This is a genomic window from Brevibacillus sp. B_LB10_24, from assembly GCF_046036945.1.
GTDB lineage: Bacteria > Bacillota > Bacilli > Brevibacillales > Brevibacillaceae > Brevibacillus_C.
The window spans coordinates 1-20634 of the sequence record NZ_JBJQOQ010000012.1; the positions used below are offsets into that span (position 1 = coordinate 1).

General features: G+C 53.2%; 20 protein-coding genes and 1 pseudogene. 11 read left to right on the forward strand and 10 right to left on the reverse strand.

Features of this window, described 5'->3' with window-relative positions; all coding sequences use genetic code 11:
• The first annotated feature begins 205 nt into the window (after nucleotides 1-205).
• Entirely contained in the window at nucleotides 206-970 is a 765-nt protein-coding gene (locus tag ACI7RC_RS12800) for an exodeoxyribonuclease III (protein WP_408108639.1), read from the forward strand.
• Between the two features lie 9 nt (nucleotides 971-979).
• Here ACI7RC_RS12800 and ACI7RC_RS12805 read toward each other — a convergent pair whose 3' ends face one another.
• Nucleotides 980-1786 (reverse strand): helix-turn-helix domain-containing protein, encoded by an 807-nt coding sequence (locus ACI7RC_RS12805; protein WP_408108640.1) that lies wholly within the window; start codon nucleotides 1784-1786, stop codon nucleotides 980-982.
• Between the two features lie 173 nt (nucleotides 1787-1959).
• On the opposite strand from ACI7RC_RS12805, the gene ACI7RC_RS12810 reads away from it, so the two are divergent.
• Nucleotides 1960-2748: an ABC transporter ATP-binding protein gene (locus ACI7RC_RS12810; protein WP_408108641.1), complete on the forward strand. Its 789-nt coding sequence runs from the start codon at nucleotides 1960-1962 to the stop codon at nucleotides 2746-2748.
• Between the two features lie 195 nt (nucleotides 2749-2943).
• A pseudogene (locus tag ACI7RC_RS12815) lies at nucleotides 2944-3180 on the forward strand (SDR family oxidoreductase); the annotation flags it as partial.
• Between the two features lie 63 nt (nucleotides 3181-3243).
• Here the strand turns inward: ACI7RC_RS12815 and ACI7RC_RS12820 are convergent.
• Nucleotides 3244-4089, reverse strand: a complete 846-nt coding sequence (locus tag ACI7RC_RS12820) for a sulfurtransferase (RefSeq protein WP_408108642.1) — start codon at nucleotides 4087-4089, stop codon at nucleotides 3244-3246.
• 281 nt (nucleotides 4090-4370) lie between these two features.
• Here ACI7RC_RS12820 and ACI7RC_RS12825 point away from each other — a divergent pair, with 281 nt between their 5' ends.
• From ACI7RC_RS12825 to ACI7RC_RS12835, 3 genes are all read left to right on the forward strand, one after another.
• Nucleotides 4371-5420, forward strand: coding sequence for a hypothetical protein (locus tag ACI7RC_RS12825; RefSeq protein WP_408108643.1), 1050 nt, complete (start codon nucleotides 4371-4373; stop codon nucleotides 5418-5420).
• 64 nt (nucleotides 5421-5484) lie between these two features.
• Nucleotides 5485-6156: a DUF2642 domain-containing protein gene (locus ACI7RC_RS12830; RefSeq protein ID WP_408108644.1), complete on the forward strand. Its 672-nt coding sequence runs from the start codon at nucleotides 5485-5487 to the stop codon at nucleotides 6154-6156.
• A 159-nt stretch (nucleotides 6157-6315) separates the two neighbouring features.
• Nucleotides 6316-7731, forward strand: coding sequence for a phosphomannomutase/phosphoglucomutase (locus ACI7RC_RS12835; protein ID WP_408108645.1), 1416 nt, complete (start codon nucleotides 6316-6318; stop codon nucleotides 7729-7731).
• Nucleotides 7732-7795: 64 nt separating this feature from the next.
• Here the strand turns inward: ACI7RC_RS12835 and ACI7RC_RS12840 are convergent, their stop codons facing one another.
• The 3 genes from ACI7RC_RS12840 to ACI7RC_RS12850 all read right to left on the reverse strand — a co-directional run bounded on the left by ACI7RC_RS12840 (nucleotide 7796) and on the right by ACI7RC_RS12850 (nucleotide 10788).
• A complete protein-coding gene (locus tag ACI7RC_RS12840) occupies nucleotides 7796-8797 on the reverse strand; it encodes a sugar phosphate nucleotidyltransferase (RefSeq protein ID WP_408108646.1) in 1002 nt (333 codons plus the stop codon).
• On the reverse strand, nucleotides 8794-9795 hold the full coding sequence (locus ACI7RC_RS12845; protein WP_408108647.1) for a GDP-mannose 4,6-dehydratase: 1002 nt from the start codon (nucleotides 9793-9795) through the stop codon (nucleotides 8794-8796). Before ACI7RC_RS12845 ends, ACI7RC_RS12840 begins: the two co-directional genes overlap by 4 nt.
• Before the next feature lie 156 nt (nucleotides 9796-9951).
• Complete coding sequence (locus tag ACI7RC_RS12850) at nucleotides 9952-10788, reverse strand: YheC/YheD family protein (RefSeq protein ID WP_408108648.1); 837 nt, start codon at nucleotides 10786-10788, stop codon at nucleotides 9952-9954.
• Between the two features lie 318 nt (nucleotides 10789-11106).
• Here ACI7RC_RS12850 and ACI7RC_RS12855 point away from each other — a divergent pair, with 318 nt between their 5' ends.
• The 3 genes from ACI7RC_RS12855 to ACI7RC_RS12865 are packed head-to-tail and all read left to right on the forward strand — an operon-like array spanning nucleotide 11107 to nucleotide 14029.
• Nucleotides 11107-12132 (forward strand): CotS family spore coat protein, encoded by a 1026-nt coding sequence (locus ACI7RC_RS12855; RefSeq protein ID WP_408108649.1) that lies wholly within the window; start codon nucleotides 11107-11109, stop codon nucleotides 12130-12132.
• Nucleotides 12133-13236: a glycosyltransferase family 4 protein gene (locus ACI7RC_RS12860; RefSeq protein ID WP_408108650.1), complete on the forward strand. Its 1104-nt coding sequence runs from the start codon at nucleotides 12133-12135 to the stop codon at nucleotides 13234-13236.
• Nucleotides 13229-14029, forward strand: coding sequence for a HipA family kinase (locus ACI7RC_RS12865; RefSeq protein ID WP_408108651.1), 801 nt, complete (start codon nucleotides 13229-13231; stop codon nucleotides 14027-14029). Before ACI7RC_RS12860 ends, ACI7RC_RS12865 begins: the two co-directional genes overlap by 8 nt.
• A gap of 64 nt (nucleotides 14030-14093) precedes the next feature.
• Here ACI7RC_RS12865 and ACI7RC_RS12870 read toward each other — a convergent pair whose 3' ends face one another.
• Nucleotides 14094-15239 (reverse strand): glycosyltransferase family 4 protein, encoded by a 1146-nt coding sequence (locus ACI7RC_RS12870; protein ID WP_408108652.1) that lies wholly within the window; start codon nucleotides 15237-15239, stop codon nucleotides 14094-14096.
• Between the two features lie 152 nt (nucleotides 15240-15391).
• The gene (locus ACI7RC_RS12875) at nucleotides 15392-15820 is read right to left on the reverse strand and encodes a DUF2621 domain-containing protein (RefSeq protein ID WP_408108653.1); all 429 of its coding nucleotides are present in this window, start codon (nucleotides 15818-15820) and stop codon (nucleotides 15392-15394) included.
• A gap of 384 nt (nucleotides 15821-16204) precedes the next feature.
• Between ACI7RC_RS12875 and ACI7RC_RS12880 the strand changes: the two genes are divergently transcribed.
• Nucleotides 16205-16582 (forward strand): ATPase, encoded by a 378-nt coding sequence (locus ACI7RC_RS12880; protein WP_408108654.1) that lies wholly within the window; start codon nucleotides 16205-16207, stop codon nucleotides 16580-16582.
• Nucleotides 16583-16686: 104 nt separating this feature from the next.
• On the opposite strand, the gene ACI7RC_RS12885 is transcribed toward ACI7RC_RS12880, so the two are convergent.
• Genes ACI7RC_RS12885 through ACI7RC_RS12895 form a run of 3 tightly spaced genes read right to left on the reverse strand, consistent with a single transcriptional unit; the run spans nucleotide 16687 to nucleotide 19276 of the window.
• A complete protein-coding gene (locus tag ACI7RC_RS12885; protein ID WP_408108655.1) occupies nucleotides 16687-17493 on the reverse strand; it encodes an ABC transporter permease in 807 nt (268 codons plus the stop codon).
• Nucleotides 17480-18277 carry an ABC transporter ATP-binding protein gene (locus tag ACI7RC_RS12890; protein ID WP_408108656.1) on the reverse strand — a complete coding sequence of 266 codons (798 nt, stop codon included), beginning with the start codon at nucleotides 18275-18277 and terminating at the stop codon, nucleotides 17480-17482. Before ACI7RC_RS12890 ends, ACI7RC_RS12885 begins: the two co-directional genes overlap by 14 nt.
• 3 nt (nucleotides 18278-18280) lie before the next feature.
• Nucleotides 18281-19276 carry an ABC transporter substrate-binding protein gene (locus ACI7RC_RS12895; protein WP_408108657.1) on the reverse strand — a complete coding sequence of 332 codons (996 nt, stop codon included), beginning with the start codon at nucleotides 19274-19276 and terminating at the stop codon, nucleotides 18281-18283.
• Nucleotides 19277-19407: 131 nt separating this feature from the next.
• Here ACI7RC_RS12895 and rnz point away from each other — a divergent pair, with 131 nt between their 5' ends.
• The gene (gene rnz / locus ACI7RC_RS12900; RefSeq protein WP_408108658.1) at nucleotides 19408-20382 is read left to right on the forward strand and encodes a ribonuclease Z; all 975 of its coding nucleotides are present in this window, start codon (nucleotides 19408-19410) and stop codon (nucleotides 20380-20382) included.
• Nucleotides 20383-20634 lie beyond the last annotated feature (252 nt).

Here is a 20634-nt window from a genome sequence, read left to right on the forward strand (position 1 = left end):
GGTAGTGTGCGATTGATACACCAGAAACCCCCACTTCAACCAGAGTCTCAGCGATGGTAAGTGGCGGGAGTATTCATCAAAAACGACAAGAACAATCCCCTCCAAGGGAGGGGTTCGATGCTGCACTGCTCAGCTAACCTTTGCCGATTCCGTTATGGTACAATATAGGCAACCATTGATAGAAACAGCAAGGAGATTAGAAGACATGAAGCTGGTATCCTGGAATGTAAACGGCCTAAGGGCGTGTGTCAATAAAGGGTTTTACGACTACTTCAAGGAAACGAATGCAGATATATTCTGCATTCAGGAGACGAAACTTAAGGAAGGACAGATCAGCTTGGAGTTGGATGGTGAATATTTGCAGTTTTGGAATTACGCGGAGAAAAAGGGCTATTCCGGAACGGCAATTTTTACAAAGCTGAAGCCGCTTTCGGTCTGGTACGGGCTTGAAGAGGACTACGAGCCGGAGGGGCGGATGATTACGCTGGAGTTCGACTTCTTCTACCTCGTCACGGTATATACCCCGAATGCCAAGCGGGATCTGTCCAGACTGGATTACAGACTGGAATGGGAAGATCGCTTCCGGAACTATCTGCTGCAGTTGGACAGCCGCAAACCTGTTATTGTATGCGGAGATTTAAATGTGGCACACCGGGAGATTGACTTGAAGAACCCGAAATCGAATCAAAACAACTCAGGCTTCACCCCGGAGGAGCGGGAGAAGATGACCCGATTGCTGGATGCCGGGTTTATCGATTCGTTCAGGCATTTTTACCCCGACCAGACGGATGCCTATACCTGGTGGTCCTACATGCCCAAGGTGAGGGAGCGGAACATCGGCTGGCGAATTGATTACTTCCTGGTCTCTTCGAGGCTGGATTCGTCGCTCTTGGATGCCGGGATCGATTGCCATATTACCGGCAGCGATCATTGTCCTGTCTTTTTGAAGATCGCCGGGGGCAACGGCTAACTTGGCAATTCAATGTCGGAACTCGCTGCGATATTGCTCTGGCGTTATCCCGACAGTCTTGACGAAGGCACGGTAAAACTGGCTCGTGCTCGAAAAGCCAAGATGGAAACTGATCTCGGTCACCGTCTCAAAGGTTCGCCGCAGCCGCGTTTTGGCTTCCTCTATCCGCAGCGACAGCAGATACTGGTAAGGCGTTACGCCAACGATCGACTTGAACGAGCGGATAAAATGGAACCGGCTTTGCAGCGCGATCCCGGCCAGCGTATCAATGTTCAGTTTTTCGGTAAAATGTTCGTGCATATAGTCGAGAGCAAGCGCCATGTGCCGGTCGGATGCAGCTGTGCCGGCTAAGGCAGCATCGCGTTTGTGAAGCTGGTTGCCTTTCAGTACGCGGGATATGTAGTATAGCACTTGCATTTCTGTTTCCTGCACAGCCAGTGGTTCCAACTGATCCGGCAACAACAGCGCAGCAGTCCATTTGCGAAAGTGCCGGTGGATTTCCTCAGGGTCTATCCGTTGTCTCATCTCAAGTTCGAGCTCCTGATGCCCGTAAAACTGTGCCAGGCTGGTCCGGTCGACTTGAATAACGATAACACCGGCGCCCGGTCCGACCTGCAGCACGTGCGACTCCTCCGGATACTGGACAAACCCGTCTCCGACGGCCAGCTCATATGCTTCACTTTGCCGTGAAAAAAGGCATGAACCGTAAATGGGAACGGTAATCTGGTATTCCCGCTCATGTACATGCGGTACGGTATAATACTCCTCCCCGATTTTCCACAGCTTCATCTGCGGCGTATCCACTCTGATGTTCATCTATTTTCACCTGTAATCTAATTTTCAACAAAAGTATAGCAAAAGTTGCTCTCATTCGCCGCAATTTTCACGGCGAAATCTCCCATTTTATTCTTTAAGATGGTGGAAAAGACAAAAAAGGCGCGCTGCGCTTTGACCCAAGAATGATGAAGGTGGAAACGGAGTGAATGGGTATGAACTATGTCATTGAGATTGAAGGGGTGTCCTGGAGACGAGGAGAACTGCAGCTGCTCCGCGATGTGAACTGGCAGGTGCGGCAGGGCGAGCACTGGGCGCTGCTTGGCTTGAACGGCTCAGGCAAAACGACGCTGCTCAATATGATTAACGGCTACTATTGGCCGACGACAGGCAAGATAAGCGTGCTGAATCACCGGTTCGGCGAGGTCGATCTGCGAGAGCTGCGGCAGTCCATCGGCTGGGTCAGCTCGTCATTACAGGAAAAGCTATACGCAACCGACAAAACGCAACATGTGGTCATCAGTGGAAAATTTGCCACGATCGGGTTGTATGACAAACCGGCGGAAGAAGACTACTTTCGAGCACGTGCGTTTATGCGAACGCTCGGCTGTACCCACTTGTGGGACCGCGATTACCGGACGTGCTCGCAAGGAGAGAAACAGAAGCTTTTGATCGCCCGGGCGTTGATGGCGGATCCGCAAATATTGATCCTGGACGAGCCGTGCAACGGACTTGATCTCTTTTCCAGAGAAAGGCTGCTGGATAGCATTCATGACCTGACACTGCAGCCAAATACACCGACTTTGATCTATGTCACCCATCATACGGAAGAAATACTGACTGTATTCTCCCATACGCTGCTCTTAAGGCGTGGAGAGGTTTTCCGGCAGGGGGATACAGTACAGGTCATGAATTCTGCGACTTTAAGCTCCTTCTTTGAAGCGCCAGTCACGGTAGAGTGCCATGACCGACGCTACTACGTCCGTCTATCCGGAAAAGAGTGACAAAATTCCCGACCTGCTTGATGGACCGGAGGTAGTTGTCAGCAATATGAGCGCAACCTTTCAAAAGCTCTCCTGTGGTACAACTAGAGTAACCTAGGCAGGAGAGGAAAGAAGGAAAAGTTGCTCTCGTTACTGGTGCGAGCCGAGGTATTGGACGTGCTATTGCGGTACGCTTGGCACAAGAAGGTGCTTTAGATCAATGCTGTACAACCCGGGTTCGTTGCCGCAGACATGAATGCCAGGATGTTACAGGATCCTGCGGCACAAAAATTTGGCGCTGATTATTCAATCTTCGGAAGATGGGGAGAACCAATAGATATCGCAGATGTCGCAGCGTTTCTAGCCTCTTCGGATAGTCGTTGGATTACCGGCCAATGCATCGATACAAGTGGTGGGTCGCATCTTAAATATTCACATCGTAGAAGGGGCTGAACCGTCAGCAGAAATTTTTCTGCTGATGGGCAGCCCCCTTTTTTTCCATTTAGCCTCTTAGATTTACTCTTCTCCCGTCGCCACCGGATTTTCCGGATAAGAAGTCCAGTCACTCCAACTGCCGAGGTACAGCTTCGCGTCACTGCGCCCCGCTTCATTCAGCGCGAGGAGGTTGACACAAGCTGTCACGCCTGATCCGCAGTACACGATCAGCTCGTCAGACTCTGCCAGCGGAGCAAAGCGTTCCTGCAGTTCATGGGCCGGCCGCAGGGTGCCGTCGGCAGACAGGTTCTCCTTGTAAAAGTAGTGGAGCGCTCCGGGGATGTGTCCTGCTTTCGGATCAATCGTTTCCAGCTCGCCGCGGTAGCGTTCGCCTGCACGGGAGTCGAGCAGAGCCGTACGCTCGCTGCGGGAGGCCACCTCACGTGTGGTCACCAGCATGTGTGATTGGACATCGGGAACGAACGTGCGCCGGGAACGCTTGTCTACATCAGTGGTTACTGGCAGTCCTGCTTTTCGCCATGCCGCATATCCGCCGTTCAAGACGGCTGCCCGAGGGTGGCCCAGGTAGCGAAGCAGCCACCAGAGTCGGGAGGCCATTGCCATATCCTGATCGTCGTACGCCACGACGGTGACATCCCGGTCGATCCCGGCAGAAGAAAACAGCTCCACCAACGCGTCTGTGGCCGGCAGCGGGTGGCGTCCGCCGTGACCATTGGCCGCTTTCGGTGCCGACAAGTCCTGTTCCAGGTCAAAGTAAAGCGCACCGGGAATATGGTCCTGCAGATACTCGGCGAGTCCCGCCCCCGGCTTCCCCAGGGTAAAGCGGCAGTCGATGATCGCGACATTCGGGTCGTCTGTATGTTCGGCCAGCCAATCGATTGAGACAAGGTTTTCACTCACTGTCATCTCAGCTCCTGTTCTTTCTGAATATTCCCTTCCTCATCATAACAAACCATGTGTCCTCCCGTCTCGCGGAAATCGGACAAAACAGGCGTACATCACATGCTTGGGTGCCAACTTGGGACAAACGCCTTGAGTCTATCAACGAAAGCGGAGGTTTCTATGATAAGCGCGGATAAATAGAAGTCTATTTTTCTTTTACTAGGGAATTCGACTAGAGCGAAGGACTACTCCGCTCATATAGATGCAGTATAAATAAACCGTAAGGACGAAAGGGGATAGAAAGGATGGAGCATATTCAGGATATGAGTTTTCTTGATTCGATGGTGGGGAAAACACTACGCATCTACAAGGGAGGGCCGGAGGCAAAAGACGGGAGACTGCTCTCCGTTGCCGATGATTATCTGATGCTGGATACCCCCGAAGGAGATATCCTGTACTACAGCCTGGAACATATTAAAAGTATTTGCCGGGACCTCGGCAAACCTTCCATGCCGCTCAAGAACCGCCGGGAAATATTTGAAGAATACCTGGAGAACAGCGATCTGAAAGAAGTGCTGCATAGCTTTAAATACGGTATCATTCAGGTCGACCGCGGCGGTCCGGAATCCAGAATCGGCAAATTGATGGGCATTGGCGACGATTTTATCGCGCTGCAGACGAAAGAAGACGGAATGCTCTACTATCAAATTCGCCATATTAAGAGTATTAGCGAAGCTTCCGGCGAGTGCAAAAAAGGAGACTTCGAAGAGAAGTCCAGCTATGAACCGGTAAAGAACTTCCATTCCGTGTTAAAAGAGATGCTCCATTGCTGGGTGATGGTAAACCGCGGTGGTCCGGAGTCCGTCGAAGGTGTGCTAACCGAGGTAGACGATGATTACATCACAGTCGTCCACAATAAAGAAGTCTACAGGATTCTGGCATTCCACATCCGCAATATCAGCGAGGTTGACAAGAGCAAGGAAAACGACGGGGAAAATAAAAACGAGGGGGGCAATGAGAACAAACAGAACAAGAACAAGAACAAGAACAAGAGCAAGAATAAAAATAAGAATAAGAACGAGAATAAGAATAAGAGCGGTAAGAGCAAGAAGAGGAAATCGGTTCGGCAATGGTATCAGCGGCGTTCACGGAAATTCAAAAGAGTTTACTTCAGAAAAACCGTAACGCGATATCGTGAAAAAATGACAGCTCGCTTTCAAGCCGCAGTGCCCTATCGAAAAGCAGCTCAGGGCCGCAGAAGACGCAAGGGAGCATCCCGTCCCATAGTGGAGATCATCAAAGCGGTCTACAATTCGCGAGGAATGAAAGAAGTGAAGGTCAAGCAGCGGGCATAGGCAGCCAAAACGGTTGCCCCTTGCACCCGCAGCAGCGACATTTTATTGCAAAGGAGGGGAACAAATGTTTCCTTTCGATCAATATCTCACGAAACAGGTTGACGTCGAACTGTCGGGAAAAATCAAGCTGACAGGAATATTGATCGATTACGGGCTGGACATCTTCGTACTCTACAATGGCAGACAGTATTTGTACGTCCCCTTGGGGCAGCTTCATCACGTAAGGGAGAATAGGGACCCGGACTCCATGCTCGCCGATTCAGCCAGTGAAGCTCCGATGGCCGACGAGCCGAATGACAACATCTCCTATCGAAAGATTCTAAGCAATGCCAGAGGGAAGTTTATCGAGATATTTGTGACGGGAAACCAGACGCTGCACGGTTATGTCACCAGCATCCTGACTGATTATTTCGTCTTCTATTCACCCGTATACAAAACGATGTTCATCTCTCTCTACCATGTCAAATGGCTGTCGCCCTATCCAGCAAATGCTGCGCCGTACACGCTCGGCAGTCAACACCTGCCCGTTCAGCCAATCAGCCTGTCACTTCCCCGCACGTTTGCCGAGAATCTGAAAAAACTGGAAACCAATCTCGTTATCTTTGATATAGGCGACCATCCCCGCAAGATTGGCCTTCTGCAAAAGGTTGAAAACAACATGATTGAATTGGTGACCGGGGAAGGAGAAAAAAACTATTGGAACGAGAAACATTTAAAAACCGTTCATTTGCCTTGAACTCTGCCGTCTCCGGTTAACGGGGGCGGCAGAGCTCGCCTCGGCTGTCTCCTCCCAGTAGCGGCCGGGTTTCGAACCAGTTGATTTTCCCGCGCATACATTAGTTTGAGCCGATTGCGGTGCCGCATATAGAGCATAGAGACTGGAGGCTGATAACGAATGACATCCCCAGCACAAAACAGCGGGAGGCTGCCTTCCCATGTCTTCCGGGAGTACGACATACGAGGAAAAGCGGAAGCGGAGATCAGTCGAGACTTTGCCCGCCTGCTCGGCCTGGCGTTTGGCCGCAGGATACGATCGGCGGGAGAACAAAAGGCAATCGTCGGCAGAGATAACAGAACGTCTTCACCGCAGCTTCATGCTGCATTGATCACCGGGCTGATTCAATCGGGATGTCAGGTAGTCGATATCGGCGAGGTAACGACTCCGATGTTTTACTTTAGCCTGCACCATCTGGATATCTCCTCGGGGATCATGGTGACTGCCAGTCACAATCCCGGCGGGGACAATGGTTTTAAACTGGCGATGGACAAAACCACGCTTTACGGCGAAGCCATTTGCAGTCTGGGCGAACAGATGCAGCAGGTCCAGTATGAAAATGGAGATCGAGCGGAAGCCCAGTCAGGGGAGGCAAAGAAGATCGATATCGAACGGCCTTACCAGGAAGACCTGCAGGAAAAGATCAAGCTGGGGCAAAGGCGGCTGAAAGTGGTGGTTGACTGCGGCAACGGCACACCCTCTCCCTTTGTCCCGAAAGCGCTGAGCAGATGGGGCTGCGATGTCATCCCGATGTACTGCGAGTCTGACCCCAGTTTCCCCCACCACCACCCGGATCCCGCGGATCCGGAAAACCTCCGCGATCTGGTGGAGATGGTCAAACAAGAGAGAGCAGATGTCGGCCTTGCCTTTGACGGCGACGGAGACCGGCTGGGTGTCGTTGACGACCGCGGCCGCATCCTGTGGGGGGACCAGTTGATGATCCTCTTTTGGCGGGAAATCATGCCGAAGTACCCCGGGTGCCAGGCGCTCGTGGAAGTGAAGTGCTCCCAGGCGCTGGTGGAGGAGATCAAGCGTCTCGGCGGCAGGCCGGTTTTCCATCGTACGGGCCATTCGCACATCAAGGCGACGATGAAGAGATTAAATACCCCGTTCACCGGAGAAATGTCCGGGCACTTCTTCTTCAGGGATGAATTTTTGGGCTACGATGATGCGCTCTATGCAGCCGGCAGGCTGCTGCGGATCCTGTCACAGACCGATCAAAGACTGTCGGCCTTGTTTTCAGGCGTTCGGGAATACCCTTCGACCCCGGAGACCAGGGTGGCGTGTACGGAGGAGCAGAAGCAGACCATCATCGAGCAAGTCAGGAAGTACTTTCAGTCCAAATACGAGGTCATCGACGTGGACGGAGCGAGGGTGGTATTTCCGCACGGCTGGGGATTGATCAGAGCGTCCAATACGCAGCCCAGCTTGGTTTTGCGGGCGGAAGCCGACTCACAGAATGCTCTGGTTCAGATCAAGAACGAAATCGAAGAGGCTTTGGCAGGTATCTGTCCGGAATTGTCCATCCCTTGGTAACAGACAACTTTTCCTTGGACCGCAAAAAGTCAGCCCGTCGCACGACAGGTTGACTTTTTTTGGTTCATTCCTTGACCAGCGGCAAAAAATCCTTCAGCCGTCCGCTATTTGCCTTGTCACTGACCAGGATGCCGTTTTCGTTGACGACGACCACCGCATCGGGCAGCCCGACGACAATCACCGGAATATCCAGGTAGTTAAGAATCGACGTGTTCGTGGAATCGTCGCTCAGGATGCCTTTTCCGATGACGGGGGTCCCCATCTTCTCCGTCAGCGTATCCCAGGTGCCAAGATCGTTCCACATCCCGTTGTGAACCACGACCGCAGCAGACGTGATGCTCTCTGCCACTTCGTAATCAAAGCTGATCTTGGGCAGCTGCTCGAATGCATCCCGCAACGGCTCGTAGCGGACAGGCAGATCCCGTTCTGCCAGCAGCTGCAGCAAAAAGCGCAGGGGAAGGCAAAAGACACCGCTGTTCCACAGCGCCTGTCGGGCGATCAGCTGTTCAGCCTGTTCCCGTTTCGGCTTCTCTGTAAAACGCTTCACCCGGCGGTAGGCCTGTGTGCTGTCCGCCTCCATTTCCGGGACGATATAACCGTACTTCACCGCAGGGTAAGCGGGGGGGATCCCAACCATGGCCATGTCGCAGCCCGTCTCTTGCAAAGCCCGTTCTGCCTTCCGAATGGTCTGAAAAAACGCATCGTCTACATACAGATCGACCGGGCTGACGCAGATCACCTCGTCAGGGCTGACACCTGTGATGTCCCGAAGGTAGGCGCAAGCCAAGGCGACAGAAGGGAACGTATCTCTGCCCTCCGGTTCGACGATCAGCGGGATTCTGCCTTTCACCTGGGTGTTGATCAGTTCTGCCTGAGGCTGTACCGTCGCGATGAACGTGTGATCGAGCAAACCCGCCGCTTCGATCTGCCGTACCATCCGCTCCAGCAGGGACTCGTCTTCGCCCTGGCTGTTTTTCAGTACCCGCAAAAACTGCTTTGCCTGCACCCCGGTGGACAAGGGCCATAATCTGGTGCCGGAACCGCCGCACAACAGTACCAGTTTCATAATCCCAGACTTCCTTTGCGATTGTTTGCGACTTCACAGCTGACTCGCTTCATGTCCGCTTCCACCATCATCCCGATCAACTGCTCGAGGGTTGTTTTGGCTTCCCAACCCAGCTTTTCCTTTGCCTTGGCCGGGTTGCCCAGGAGGATGTCCACCTCTGCGGGACGGTATAACTGCGGATCGATGACGACATAATCTTCGTAGTTTAGCCCCGCGTAGCTAAACGCTATTTTGCACATCTCCCTGACAGTGGTTGAGCGTCCCGTGGCAATCACGTAATCGTCAGGCCTGGCTTGCTGCAGCATCAGCCAGATCGCTTCCACATAGTCGCCGGCGTACCCCCAATCCCGAGCGGCGTCGATGTTGCCCAAGCGTAGCTCATGCTTCTGTCCCGCTGCGATCCGGGCGACTCCATCGGTCACCTTGCGCGTGACAAATTCCAGCCCGCGCAGCGGGGATTCGTGGTTGTACAGAATGCCGCTGCAGGCGTACATCTGGTGGCTTTCCCGGTAATTCTTGGTCATCCAATGTCCAAACAGTTTGGAGACGCCGTATGGGCTCCGCGGGTAAAAGGGAGTCTCTTCCGTTTGAAAAGGCTGCTGCACCAGTCCGAACATTTCGCTTGAAGAAGCTTGGTAAAACTTGATCTCCGGATCCGTCGCCCGGATTGCTTCGAGCACGTGGAGGACGCCCATTCCAGTCACTTTCGCGGTGGTGACCGGCTGCTGCCACGACGTTCCGACAAAACTCTGCGCCGCCAGATTGTACACTTCGTCCGGCCGCGCTTGCTTGATCGTCCTGATGAGCGATGGAAGATCCAACAGGTCTCCGTCGATCAGCTCAATTTCATCTTCTATGCCCAGGTAAGCCAATCTCCATAGTGAGGCCGTACTGCGGCGCGGGAGCAGCCCGGTGACACGGTAGCCCTTCTCTAACAGAAATTTGGAAAGGTAGGCCCCGTCTTGTCCGGAGATGCCGGTGATGAATGCAGTTTTCACTTTCCAGATTCACTCCTTGTGTCATTCTCGACATAGTTTATGGCAGCGAATGGAAAGGAGTTCGCTTGCCCTGTTAGTTGGATGCGGATTTGTACGGGACAGCACCGCTTAAAAAAAACAAAACCGTCTGCGCGAGTAAGCCAAACGGTTCCCGGGTTATTTGTTTTTTGGTTTGTCTGCGGCTTTTTGCTGGGAATTCCCTTCGGCCCATGTGTTTTTCTGTTTCTTCAGGCTGCTGGCCCGAAGGAACATTTTTTGGTCAACGGATCGCAGGATTCGAATGTCCGGTTTCGTATCCAGCCCCATCAACCATAGTTTTTTATCCTGATCCAGTCCAAAATCGAACGCGTAGATCGGATTCCGGTATGTGGCGGCCAGCCCCTTGGCAGCGACCATGGAAAGAAAAGCGAGTTTTTTTCTGATTTCTTTTTGTTCCCGCATCTCCATGCCGATACCGCTCAGATACTCTTCGATCCGGACGGCTTTTCCTCCCCCCTTTGGATCAGTCACCATTGTGCCTCTTTGCGCCACTCTTGCGAACAACCCTGTTATCTCCCAATGTCCTTGCCAGTTGATCTGCAGGATCGTCCGCAGGTCGACCGGGCGTTCCTCCCATTCGATCCGGTCTATTGCCTGCTGAATGATGTACTGTTCTCCCTCGCGATAGAGATCGAGCCAAAAATCAAAACTGCGGATACTGGAAAAAGCAAGCTGCTGATCTTCATGCAGGACCAGCAAAGGCTTTATGGATTCATCAAGGTAGATGACTTTGCGCTCATCTGATTTTGTTACCCATTGCACCAGAAAAATCAGATGATTGGGGACTTTTTTTTCCGGTTTGATGAAAACGGAGTCGAATCGGTCGAGAAATTGGTGGAGCAGCAATGGCGAGTAAATACCGGTAAGTGGTTGATGTCCCCTTAATGCCTTGATTTTTCGGATGGCTTGCCACTGTCTCCATCTGTTCTGGCGTAAACGAGGTTTCTGCTGCACGACAACCACCCCCTGATCAAATTCCTCCGCATAACGTGTCCGAAAAAGTATGCAAGTGAATTCTACTCTATCCTATGTACCGCCGCCTTCCATTGTATGGACATCCATCATAGTCATCGGCGGACAAAGAGAAATCAAGGCTGGCGTTCGCGGGCAGCCGCCCGCTTTTCCCGGAAGAACTCCTTCTTTGTCTCACAAGATGAGGTCCCGCCATAAAATAAGGGAAATCCTCTATTTGCAAGGCTTTCAAGCTTCTATCATCCCGTGCAGTAGACCTTTCTACGAAAACAATGTTTAGAGGAAAGAAGGGGGGATTGCATGCCGGGCAGGAAGACCGTGTTTAAGATCGCCGCAAGGTTTGGCCTTCGTCCGCAGGAGATGGAGGAGATCAAATCAGGAGTGTACCGCCTCAAGTCTCCCAGCGGCACCGTGTACTGTTTGAAGCGAATGGCTTACCCGACAGATCAGATCCGCTGGATCGATTCCACATTGCTTGCGATTAAGCGCAAGGGCTTTGCATCCATCTGTTGGCGGGACCCGAACAGAAGCAAGGGAAAAGTGGCATTTGTCCGCCCGGGGGGCAAAGGACCAAAGTATATCCTGACTCCCTGGATATCGGGGAACAAACCTCGTGTTACTTCGAAAACAGACCTTTACCAATGCGGAAAAAGATTGGCCCAGTTTCACCGCTTTAGCCGTTTTGCGGGGAGGAAGAGCAAGGGAGCTCCTTATTATATCGGGCGCTGGCCAGAGATGTTAAGAAGCAAAAGGGATATAATGGAAAAAACGGTGGAGCGGGCAAAGGCGAAACAAGACCCCTCCAAATGGGAGGAGCTTATGCTCACATACGGCAGCGAGTGGAGCAAACGGGCCAAATCGGCACTCGAGCAGCTGAACAAAAGCAGCTACCGGGGCCTCTGTCAGAAGGCCAGAAAAACGGGAGCGCTTTGCCACGGGGACTCCGGTTATAAAAACTTTGTCCTGACCAAACAAGGGCCTGTCATCATCGATTTTGAAACCCTTCGTGTCGATTTGCCAGTGTACGATCTCTTTCGTTTCGTCCGTTCCATTGGCAAAAATTCAAGTTGGAATTTTTCTCTCACTCGCTCCATCCTCGATGGCTATCGCTCCGTCACGCCGCTGAAACCGGCCGATTATGAGCTTCTGGCCGTCTGGCTGCAATTCCCGTATAAGCCATGCAACCTGATCAGCCGGTATCGGCAAACCAGATCCAGCAGCGTCAGGAGAAAAATCGAGAAACAATTAGAAGAAGCAGCCAAAGACGAACAGCGCATTCCTTCCTTTCTCCAGCATCTTGCCGATTACGCGAAGGAAGTGGATTAGATGCGGATATGGGTGTTGACGAATGAATACGCGCCCTTCATCATCGGCGGGCTCGGGACAGTTGCGACTTATCTGAGCCAATCACTCGCCGCAGGGGGTGTAGATACGACCGTTTTCACGAGGGGGGGGCAGGAGACAAGGATTGTGCGTGGACAGTCGGTTCGGCATGTTCGGATTCCCCGAAAGTCTTATAAAGGGGACTTTCTTTGGGGATTGGCGAGGAGAAAGGGATGGAAAAAGCCGCATCTCATCCATATTCACAGTGTGCAAGGTAGCGAAGCAGCGTTGCACTGCAAGAAGAGGTGGGGGCTCCCTGTCGTGTATACCTGTCACTCGCTGGTCGTTCAGGAATCCCTTACTCCCCGTCGCCGGCAGATAGCCAAGCGGCAGGAGGCGCTGCTTCGCGCCGCCGATTGTGTCGTGGTGCCGAGCCATTGGCAAAAGGAGAGTCTGCACAAGTTCTACCCGTTCTGTCAGGGCAAGACAGTTGTGATCGAAAACGGCGTTCACATCAGAAAAAAACCGGGCAGTTCGCCAAATCATCGGCTGCTGTTCGTAGGGCGGTTTACGTATTCAAAGGGAATCGCGGAGCTGATCGAGGCCCTCGCCGCATTGGCCAGGGTTAATCCCAAAACACAACTTGGTGTCGTCGGCAAGGGGATCGGGAAGATTGAAGGAAAACTCAAGCAAAAAGCTGCCCGACTGAAGGTGGCGGCAAAAATACGCTGGCTGGGTTTTCGCCGGCCTGAAGAGGTGCAAAGGCTGTACGGCAGGTACGGAGCGGTCATCGTTCCAAGCCGTCGGGAATCGTTTGGACTGGTAGCGCTGGAGGCCCTTGCCAACGGTGTTCCGCTTGTCTCAACCACTTCCGGCGGTCTCGCCCAGTTCGTGAACAGCGAGGTGGCCGAAGTGATTCCTGCCGTGAACAAGGAGGCAATCGCCAAGGCGGTGCAAAATATGTGGGCGGAGAAAGAACGCACCAACGAGCGAGTCCAGGCCGGTCTGTCTGCCGCGGCATCATACAGTTGGAAGGCAATTGCCGCCCGTTATCGCAGTCTATTTGAATCCATCACCGCGGGAGAGGAGGAGGCTATCGATGTCTAGGCACAGATGGACGTTGAAGAAGGCCTGGAAAGCGAAGCGACAAGGGTCTGTCTGGATTGTGGAGGACCAAAAAGGCAGACGCGGATACTTCAAGTTTGCGACGAAGCGCCAATGGTTTTTCTCCGGGCCGATGATAGCCAATGAATTCATTGCTGCCGCCCTGGCTAGACGGCTCGGTTTTCCCGTCGCTTCCTTGGAAATAGCTGTCGTCCGGGGACCAGACGGAAAAAAAAGGAAGGGAATCGTATCCAAGGAGAAAAAGGCCGCGGAAGTGATTCAATGGAAGGATGCCGCTCCCGAAGTGAAAAGGGATCCGGAAAAGTACGTAAACCGTACCGGGCTGCTCAGCCAGTTGGTCGTCTTTGACGCCTGGATCGCCAATATTGACCGTTCAACAGGGAAAAACCTGATCCTCTACCGGGAGCATCCTGATGAAAAATACGATTGGTACCTGATCGATCACGGACTTGCCCTCTACGGTTCGCCCAACAAGTGGAGGTATTATGGGAAGTGGAACTCACCCGCCTGGAGACGGCTGTGGCGCCATTACCACGTTCCCAAAGGGCTGCTGCAGCTCCAGTCGTCTGCGCAAAAACTTGAACCGATGATTGCCAAAATCGAGTCCTTGTCGCGGCAGGAGATCGACGCTGCCATCCGCAGCGCCCCCAAGGAGTTTCTGCGGGAAAAGGAACGAAAGTTTATCCGCCGGCTGCTGGGATACCGGCAAAGGCAGTTGAGGAAGATCATCCAGAGATGGTTGAAATTCCAGGGAACAAAAGAGAACGCCGGCTGAGAAAAAACGAACTCCCCGTTGCCGCCAACAGGGAGTTTTGCGCCTTATCCTTTATGCAGAATACTTATGGCTCCGGTTCTGCCGCTCGTGGCCGCTCACGATGTCGCCGTTCTGCGTACTTCTGATAGACCTCTTCGTATCGGGCTGCAGCTATTCCCCAATCAAATTGGTTGTGAACGGTCAGTTGTGCCTCGGCAGCCAATGCATTGGCCAGGCTTGGGGCCAAGATCAGCTTTTCGATCGCCTTGGCAAATTCCAGGGGATTGGTATAATCCCGGACGAGGATGCCATTTTGCGGGTTGATAATTTCCGGGATGCCTCCCCGTTTGGACGCGACGACGGGCAGTCCGCTTGCCATCGCCTCCACATTGACCAGACCGAAAGCTTCCTTAAACTGAGTAGGACAGACAAAGCAATCTCCCAACCAGTAGATATGGTGCATGTCAGCAGGGCTTACCTTGCCCAGGAAGAGTATGTCGACTCCAGACTTTTGGGCTGTTTGCCTTAAAAATTCCTTGTAAGGTTTGCTGCATCGACCGGCGAGTATCAGCCGTACCGCAGGGACCTTCTGCTTTACAATCCCCGCCGCCTCAACCAGCACGTGAACTCCTTTTTTGGGAATGATCCTTCCCGTATAAAGGATGTTGCACGAATCAGTTAAAGAATAGCTGGCCAGCGCCATCTCCTTTTCATACAGGGTAGGCGCCCGAAAGCGGGATAAGTCAACCCCAAGGTGGATGCTGATGATCTTTTTGGCATAAAGGGGAAACGCTTTTGCGTAATGCTTTCGGATGAAGTCGCTGTTGCAGATCACGACCGTAGCCTTTTTGATCACGTCACGCCTCTCTTTTTTAGGCAGAGCCGTCATGAAGGTTAGAGAATGCAGCGCGAGAATAAGCGTCTGTCTGGGAAAAAAGCTGCGCAGAACAGGAATGTACTGGGGACGGTTTTCTACTTGGATACAATCAAATTTACGGGTTTTGATGTATTGTATGACACCCGACAGGTAGTCGGGCTCGCTCTCTATGCGTTTGATCGTCAGGTTCCCATCTTTGCTGCTCTTCGGGTAGTGTTTTGACTTTCGGCTGATGATGGTGACGTTATGCCGTTTGGCGACTCGTTTCGCCGTTTCGTAGATGCAAATCTCAACCGATCCGCCTGTTTTGGCAGAGACAGTATAAGCCGGCGGCGCAATAATCAAGATATTCATCAGATTTCCCCCCTTCATTCCCTGTGGGGTTTCTCATAAACATCTTATGTCTATTACGGATTCTCTGATTGTACGATAGTCACGCAAGCGAGCGGACACTAGAAAACCAAGGCTTTCTGCCATCGTCAGATGAGCAGCGCCTTGGTTTTGGGCTATGCCTTCAAGTATTTTTCATACGGGGCGTAATTGATCTGCTTCTCCTGCAGGTGAGCGATCAGCCACTTGTGATCCCGTTTCGGAGTGGCAACGATGTATCCCTTGATGACGTGATCGGGGCTGATGGTGGTCGCCTTCTCTTCCAGAGCGATTTGCCCGATTTTTGCGGCGATCGAGCGGCGGGCGACATCGCGAAACAACTGCGGCACCGGTTCTACCAATTCGTTTAGAAAGCGGCGGGTTTCGTCCGTCCACATCGAACGGGTCTGCTCAATGTAGTAATCCTGCCAATCCAGGTCAGACTTGCCGTCCATCTTTGGCATCGACTTGAGAAACTTGCGGAACATGAAGTAGCCGCCAATCGCAGCCAGGCTGACTAAAACAAATGTCCATCCAATGATAAAGATCGAAAATCCAGTGTTCATCTGACTCTCGTTCACACCTCAACTTTGCCGTATTTTCGTATGCTGGCCCTATCACGCAGCCGAAAGACTTCACTTTTCCAACGGCGCTGACAGGATATTGGTATAGTTGCCTTCCGCTTTTGAAAACACACGACGGATATACTTACTAATGTACCAAAAAAACAGCCGCTTTCATACAAAATCCATGAAAAAATATGGAACGAACGTTCTTCCGGCACAAGGCCCACCACGAAAAGACTTCCCGCTGGACTTAAGCGAGTGTTCAGATTTGCTTATTTCCCTCTTTCCAATACGGCTGACTACAGGTATCATATAAGAAAAGCGCTTGCGGCAGACAGACTGATTTACGGTCTTAGAGCGGGCGAGTAAAGGAGGTTGGCGCAAATGTTCAAGCTTGGACAACGCGTCATTATCGTTGCCGACTCCTTCGAGCAATCCCTGCCTATCGGAGAATACGCTTATATCATCGGGCGCGACCGGAACCCGGACAGCGCGTTTTCTTGGATTATCCGTATTCCTAAACTAGATAAACACGTTCCTGTCACGGAAGAAGACATCGCGTTGGAAGAACAGCTGTTGGAGCAGGAAGCGGAGAAGGTGCAGCGTGAGGCCTTGTTGGACTGGGCATTGGCTACACGAAATGAAACGCTGTTTCGACACCTGATGGGAATCTCCGATGAAGTCGAGGAAGAGAGCGAAAACTCGGTAAAAGAGTCCGCGGAGGAGTTTATACGAAAAGTGAATATAAAGGCCTGGATTTGACAGGGGGAAAGAGCGGTTCCGAATAGAGGAGAACCGCTTTTTTCTTTCAAAAAAAGGTGAAACGAGCAGCACATGTCACGGCCGCTCGTTTCGGGTGCTGCGATTTATTTGAACTGGGTGGTCAGCTTCCGTTCCAGATAGGCTACGGCTTGGTACATCAGCGTCGCGACGACGGCGACGACGACCAAACTGACCATGACCAGGGTAAAATTAAAGACTTGGAATCCGTAAACAATCAGGTAGCCCAAACCCTGTTTGGAGACGAGAAATTCTCCGACGATCACCCCGATCCAGGAGAGTCCGACATTCACCTTTAGCGTCGAAATGATCGTAGGCATGGTCGCCGGCAGGATCACCAGACTGAACATTTGCCGTTTGCTGGCTCCGAAGGTCCGGACGACCTTGATGTAGTTTTGATCCACTTCCTTAAAGCTCGTGTAGACGACGAGCGTCGTGATGATGATGGACACCGAGCAGGCCATTCCGATGATGGAGAGCAGCCCCGGGCCCAATCCGACGATGAACAGGGGACCCAGCGCTACCTTGGGCATGCTGTTGGCGATGACCAGGTACGGGTCCAATACCCGCGAGAGGAAAGGCGACCACCAGATCAATATCGCGATCAAGGTGCCCAAAATGGTTCCGAGAAGGAAGCCGACGATCGTCTCCAGGACAGTGGCGAAAACGTGGGGCAGCAGGCTGCCGTCCAAGAGCTTCTCCCAGAAAAGGTTCCAGACCTTCGAGGGGTAGCTGAAGATCAGAACGTTAATCCAGCCCATCCTTGCCGTCCATTCCCAGAGGGCTAAAAAAAGGGCGAAGAGACCTACCTGTGTGCCAAATACGTACCAGCGCTGGCGAGTTTGGGATCTGACATAGTCGCGATAAATTTGTTCGGTGTCAACTGTTTTCAACCGTGTCTCCCTCCATCTCTTTCCAGACTTCGCGGAACAGCTGGGTAAAACCGACTTCGTTGCGGGCGTGGAGAGGAAGTGCCTGACGGATCGGATCGGGGACGATCACTTCTTTGCGGACCCGGCCGGGATTGCGCTCCAGCACGAACAGGCGGTCTCCCATCGCCACGGCTTCCGACAGATCATGCGTCACCAGGATCGCCGTCTTCTTGTGTTTGCGCAGGGTGGCGATGATCAGGTCTTCCAACTTGAGTTTTGTCTGGTAGTCGAGGGCGGAAAAAGGTTCGTCAAGCAGCAGCACATCCGGCTGGCAGGCGAGAGTCCGCACCAGTGCGACCCGCTGCCGCATCCCGCCGGATAGCTGCCCCGGATAAGCCTTGCGAAATTCGCCGAGCCCCATTTCTTCCAGCAGATACAGCGCGTATTCCACGTTTTCTGCGTTTTTGATTCCTTGTATTTCCAGACCCAGCAGCACATTGTCTTCGATGTTGCGCCAGGAGAACAGATAGTCGTGCTGCAGCATGTAACCGACCTGGCGCGTGGTTCCCGACACTTCTTTTCCGTCGATGAGCACTTTCCCTGCGGTCGGACGCTCCAGTCCGGCAATCAGCGAGAGCAAAGTGGTTTTTCCGCAACCGCTCGGACCGACAAGACAGATAAATTCCCCTTCCTCTACTCGCAAGTCGATCCCTTTGACAGCCATAAAGGCGCTGGTTGGCGTAACATACAGGTGGGTCACGTGGCAAAGTTCGATCTTAGCAGGCGTAGAAGAAAGATGAATCATCTGTTACTTCCCCTCTTTCGCTGCCTGGGCGAAGGATGTGTCTACCAGCTTCGCGTAGTCGGCACGTTCTTGCAGGACGCCTGCTTCCTGCATGATATCCTGCAGGTTGTTCCATGCCTGTTCGCCCAGCGTCGGATCGGTCGCGTAGGAACCCTGCTCGAGGTAACGTTTTACCGAACTGGTTACAATCTCCGGTTTGACATCCTGGAAGTAGGGGGCGATCACTTGTGCCGTCTCTTCGGGAGAATGGGCAGCGACCCATTGCTGTGCCTTGTAGATGGCGCTGGTAAACCTCTGGATGACATCCTTGTGCTTGTCGATATAGCTCTTTTTTGCCATATAGGAGGTGTACGGCACTGTGCCGCTCTCTTTTCCAAACGACGCCACGACATGGCCGACGCCCTCCTGTTCGAACTGGGAGGCCTGCGGCTCGAACAGCTGGACGAAGTCTCCGGTGCCGGACGCGAACGCTCCCGGGATATTGGCGTAGTCAATGTTTTGCAGCATGTTTACGTCCTGTTTCGGATTGATGCCGTTTTTCTTCAAAACGAATTCGCCGACCATCTGCGGCATTCCGCCTGGACGCTGCCCCAGGTAGTCCTTGCCCTTTACCTGATCCCAGGTGAAGCCGTCGATCTGCTTGCGGGAGACCAGAAAGGTTCCGTCTGTCTGAGTCAATTGGGCAAAGTTGACAACCGGGTCGGTTGCCCCCTGCTGCTGTACGTAAATGCTGGTTTCGGAACCGACCAAAGCGATGTCCACCCCGTCAGACAAAAGCGCAGTCATCGTTTTGTCACCTCCCCAGAGGGTGGTCAGCTCCACCTCCAGTCCAGCATCTTTAAAGAATCCTTTTTCGATCGCAACATATTGCGGAGCATAAAATAGGGAGCGCGTTACTTCGCCGATTCGCACTTTTTCCGGACTGCCGCCAGAACAGCCGGAAAGGAAAGCCACAACCCCCAGGCTTATGGCAAATGCGAGTGAAAGCCATCGTTTCATGGGTATCCCTCCTAGGCGTATGTCTAGAATAGGGTATGCGGGCCGGAAAAAATGGTGAATGCCCAGCACCTTTCGTTCCGCGGCTGGGCATCCTTAGAGGAAAGAGGTTGTACGAAGGAGGCAGGGTGCCTGTGAACGTGACTTTTTTGGGAACCGGGTCGGGAGCTCCCACCACGAAACGGAATGTAAGTGCCATCGCGCTGTGGTTTATCCAGCGAGGCAAATGGTGGCTGTTTGACTGCGGCGAGGGGACCCAGCACCAGCTGCAGCATACACCGCTCAAACTGAGCGGACTGGAGAAAGTGTTTATTACCCATCTGCACGGAGACCACCTGTTTGGACTGATCGGACTTCTGGCCAGCAGGTCCCTTCGCGGCGGAGCGCTGCCGCCCATCCAGCTGTTCGGCCCGCCCGGGCTGGCTCAGTACGTCGAAGCGGTGATGTCGATCAGCCCGGTTCACTTGCAGTACCCCCTGTCCGTTCAGACGGTGGAAGCGGGCACCGTCTATCAGGATGATACGCTTGAAGTAAGCTGCGCCGCTGTTTCCCACCGCATTCCTGCATTTGCCTATGCGCTGACAGAGAAACCGGCAGCAGGCGTTTTTCGCAGTGCGTTGGCAAAGGAAGCGGGCATTCCGCCCGGGCCGCTCTACGGTCGCCTGAAGCGCGGCGAGACGATCCGGCTTGCCGATGGACGCGTATTTCGCGGTGAAGATTTTGTAGGTCCCGCCAGGCCGGGCCGAAAGATCGTCTACAGCGGCGATACGGAGCCGTGCGAAGCGCTCATCTCGCTGGCGCGGGGAGCGGATCTGCTCATCCATGAAGCTACCTACTCCCAGCAGCATCTGGAGCTGGCCAAACGGAGCGCCCACTCCACTGCCGCACAGGCCGCCGGCATCGCCCGCGAGGCACAGGTTGGACGGTTGATCCTGACCCATTTCAGCCCGCGCTATGACGATCCCGATGCAGAGGTTCGTTTGGAGACGCTGCTTGGCGAGGCCAGAGACGTATTTCCCAATACGTGGCTCGCAGCGGATTTTGCCCGCTTTGAGGTAAAGCGCCAGCGGCTTACAGAATCACCGGCAGATCAGGTATGGACGATATAGAACAGGTATGGTACAAGTAAAGGAGAAAGGGGGTGAGCATGGTGGAGTGGTCGTTTGATTTGACACCGCTTTTGCTGTTGACGGGAATTGTGAGCTGCCTGTTTGGTTTTGTCCTAACCAGACCGCTGGCACAGCCCCGCATGATCGCCGCGAGGAACCTGTTGACAACCGCAGTGCCAGTCCAACCGGAAATGTGGAAAGAGCTTCTTCCTGTACGCAGGTGGCTGACGAGGCGGCGACTTCCAGAGCGCC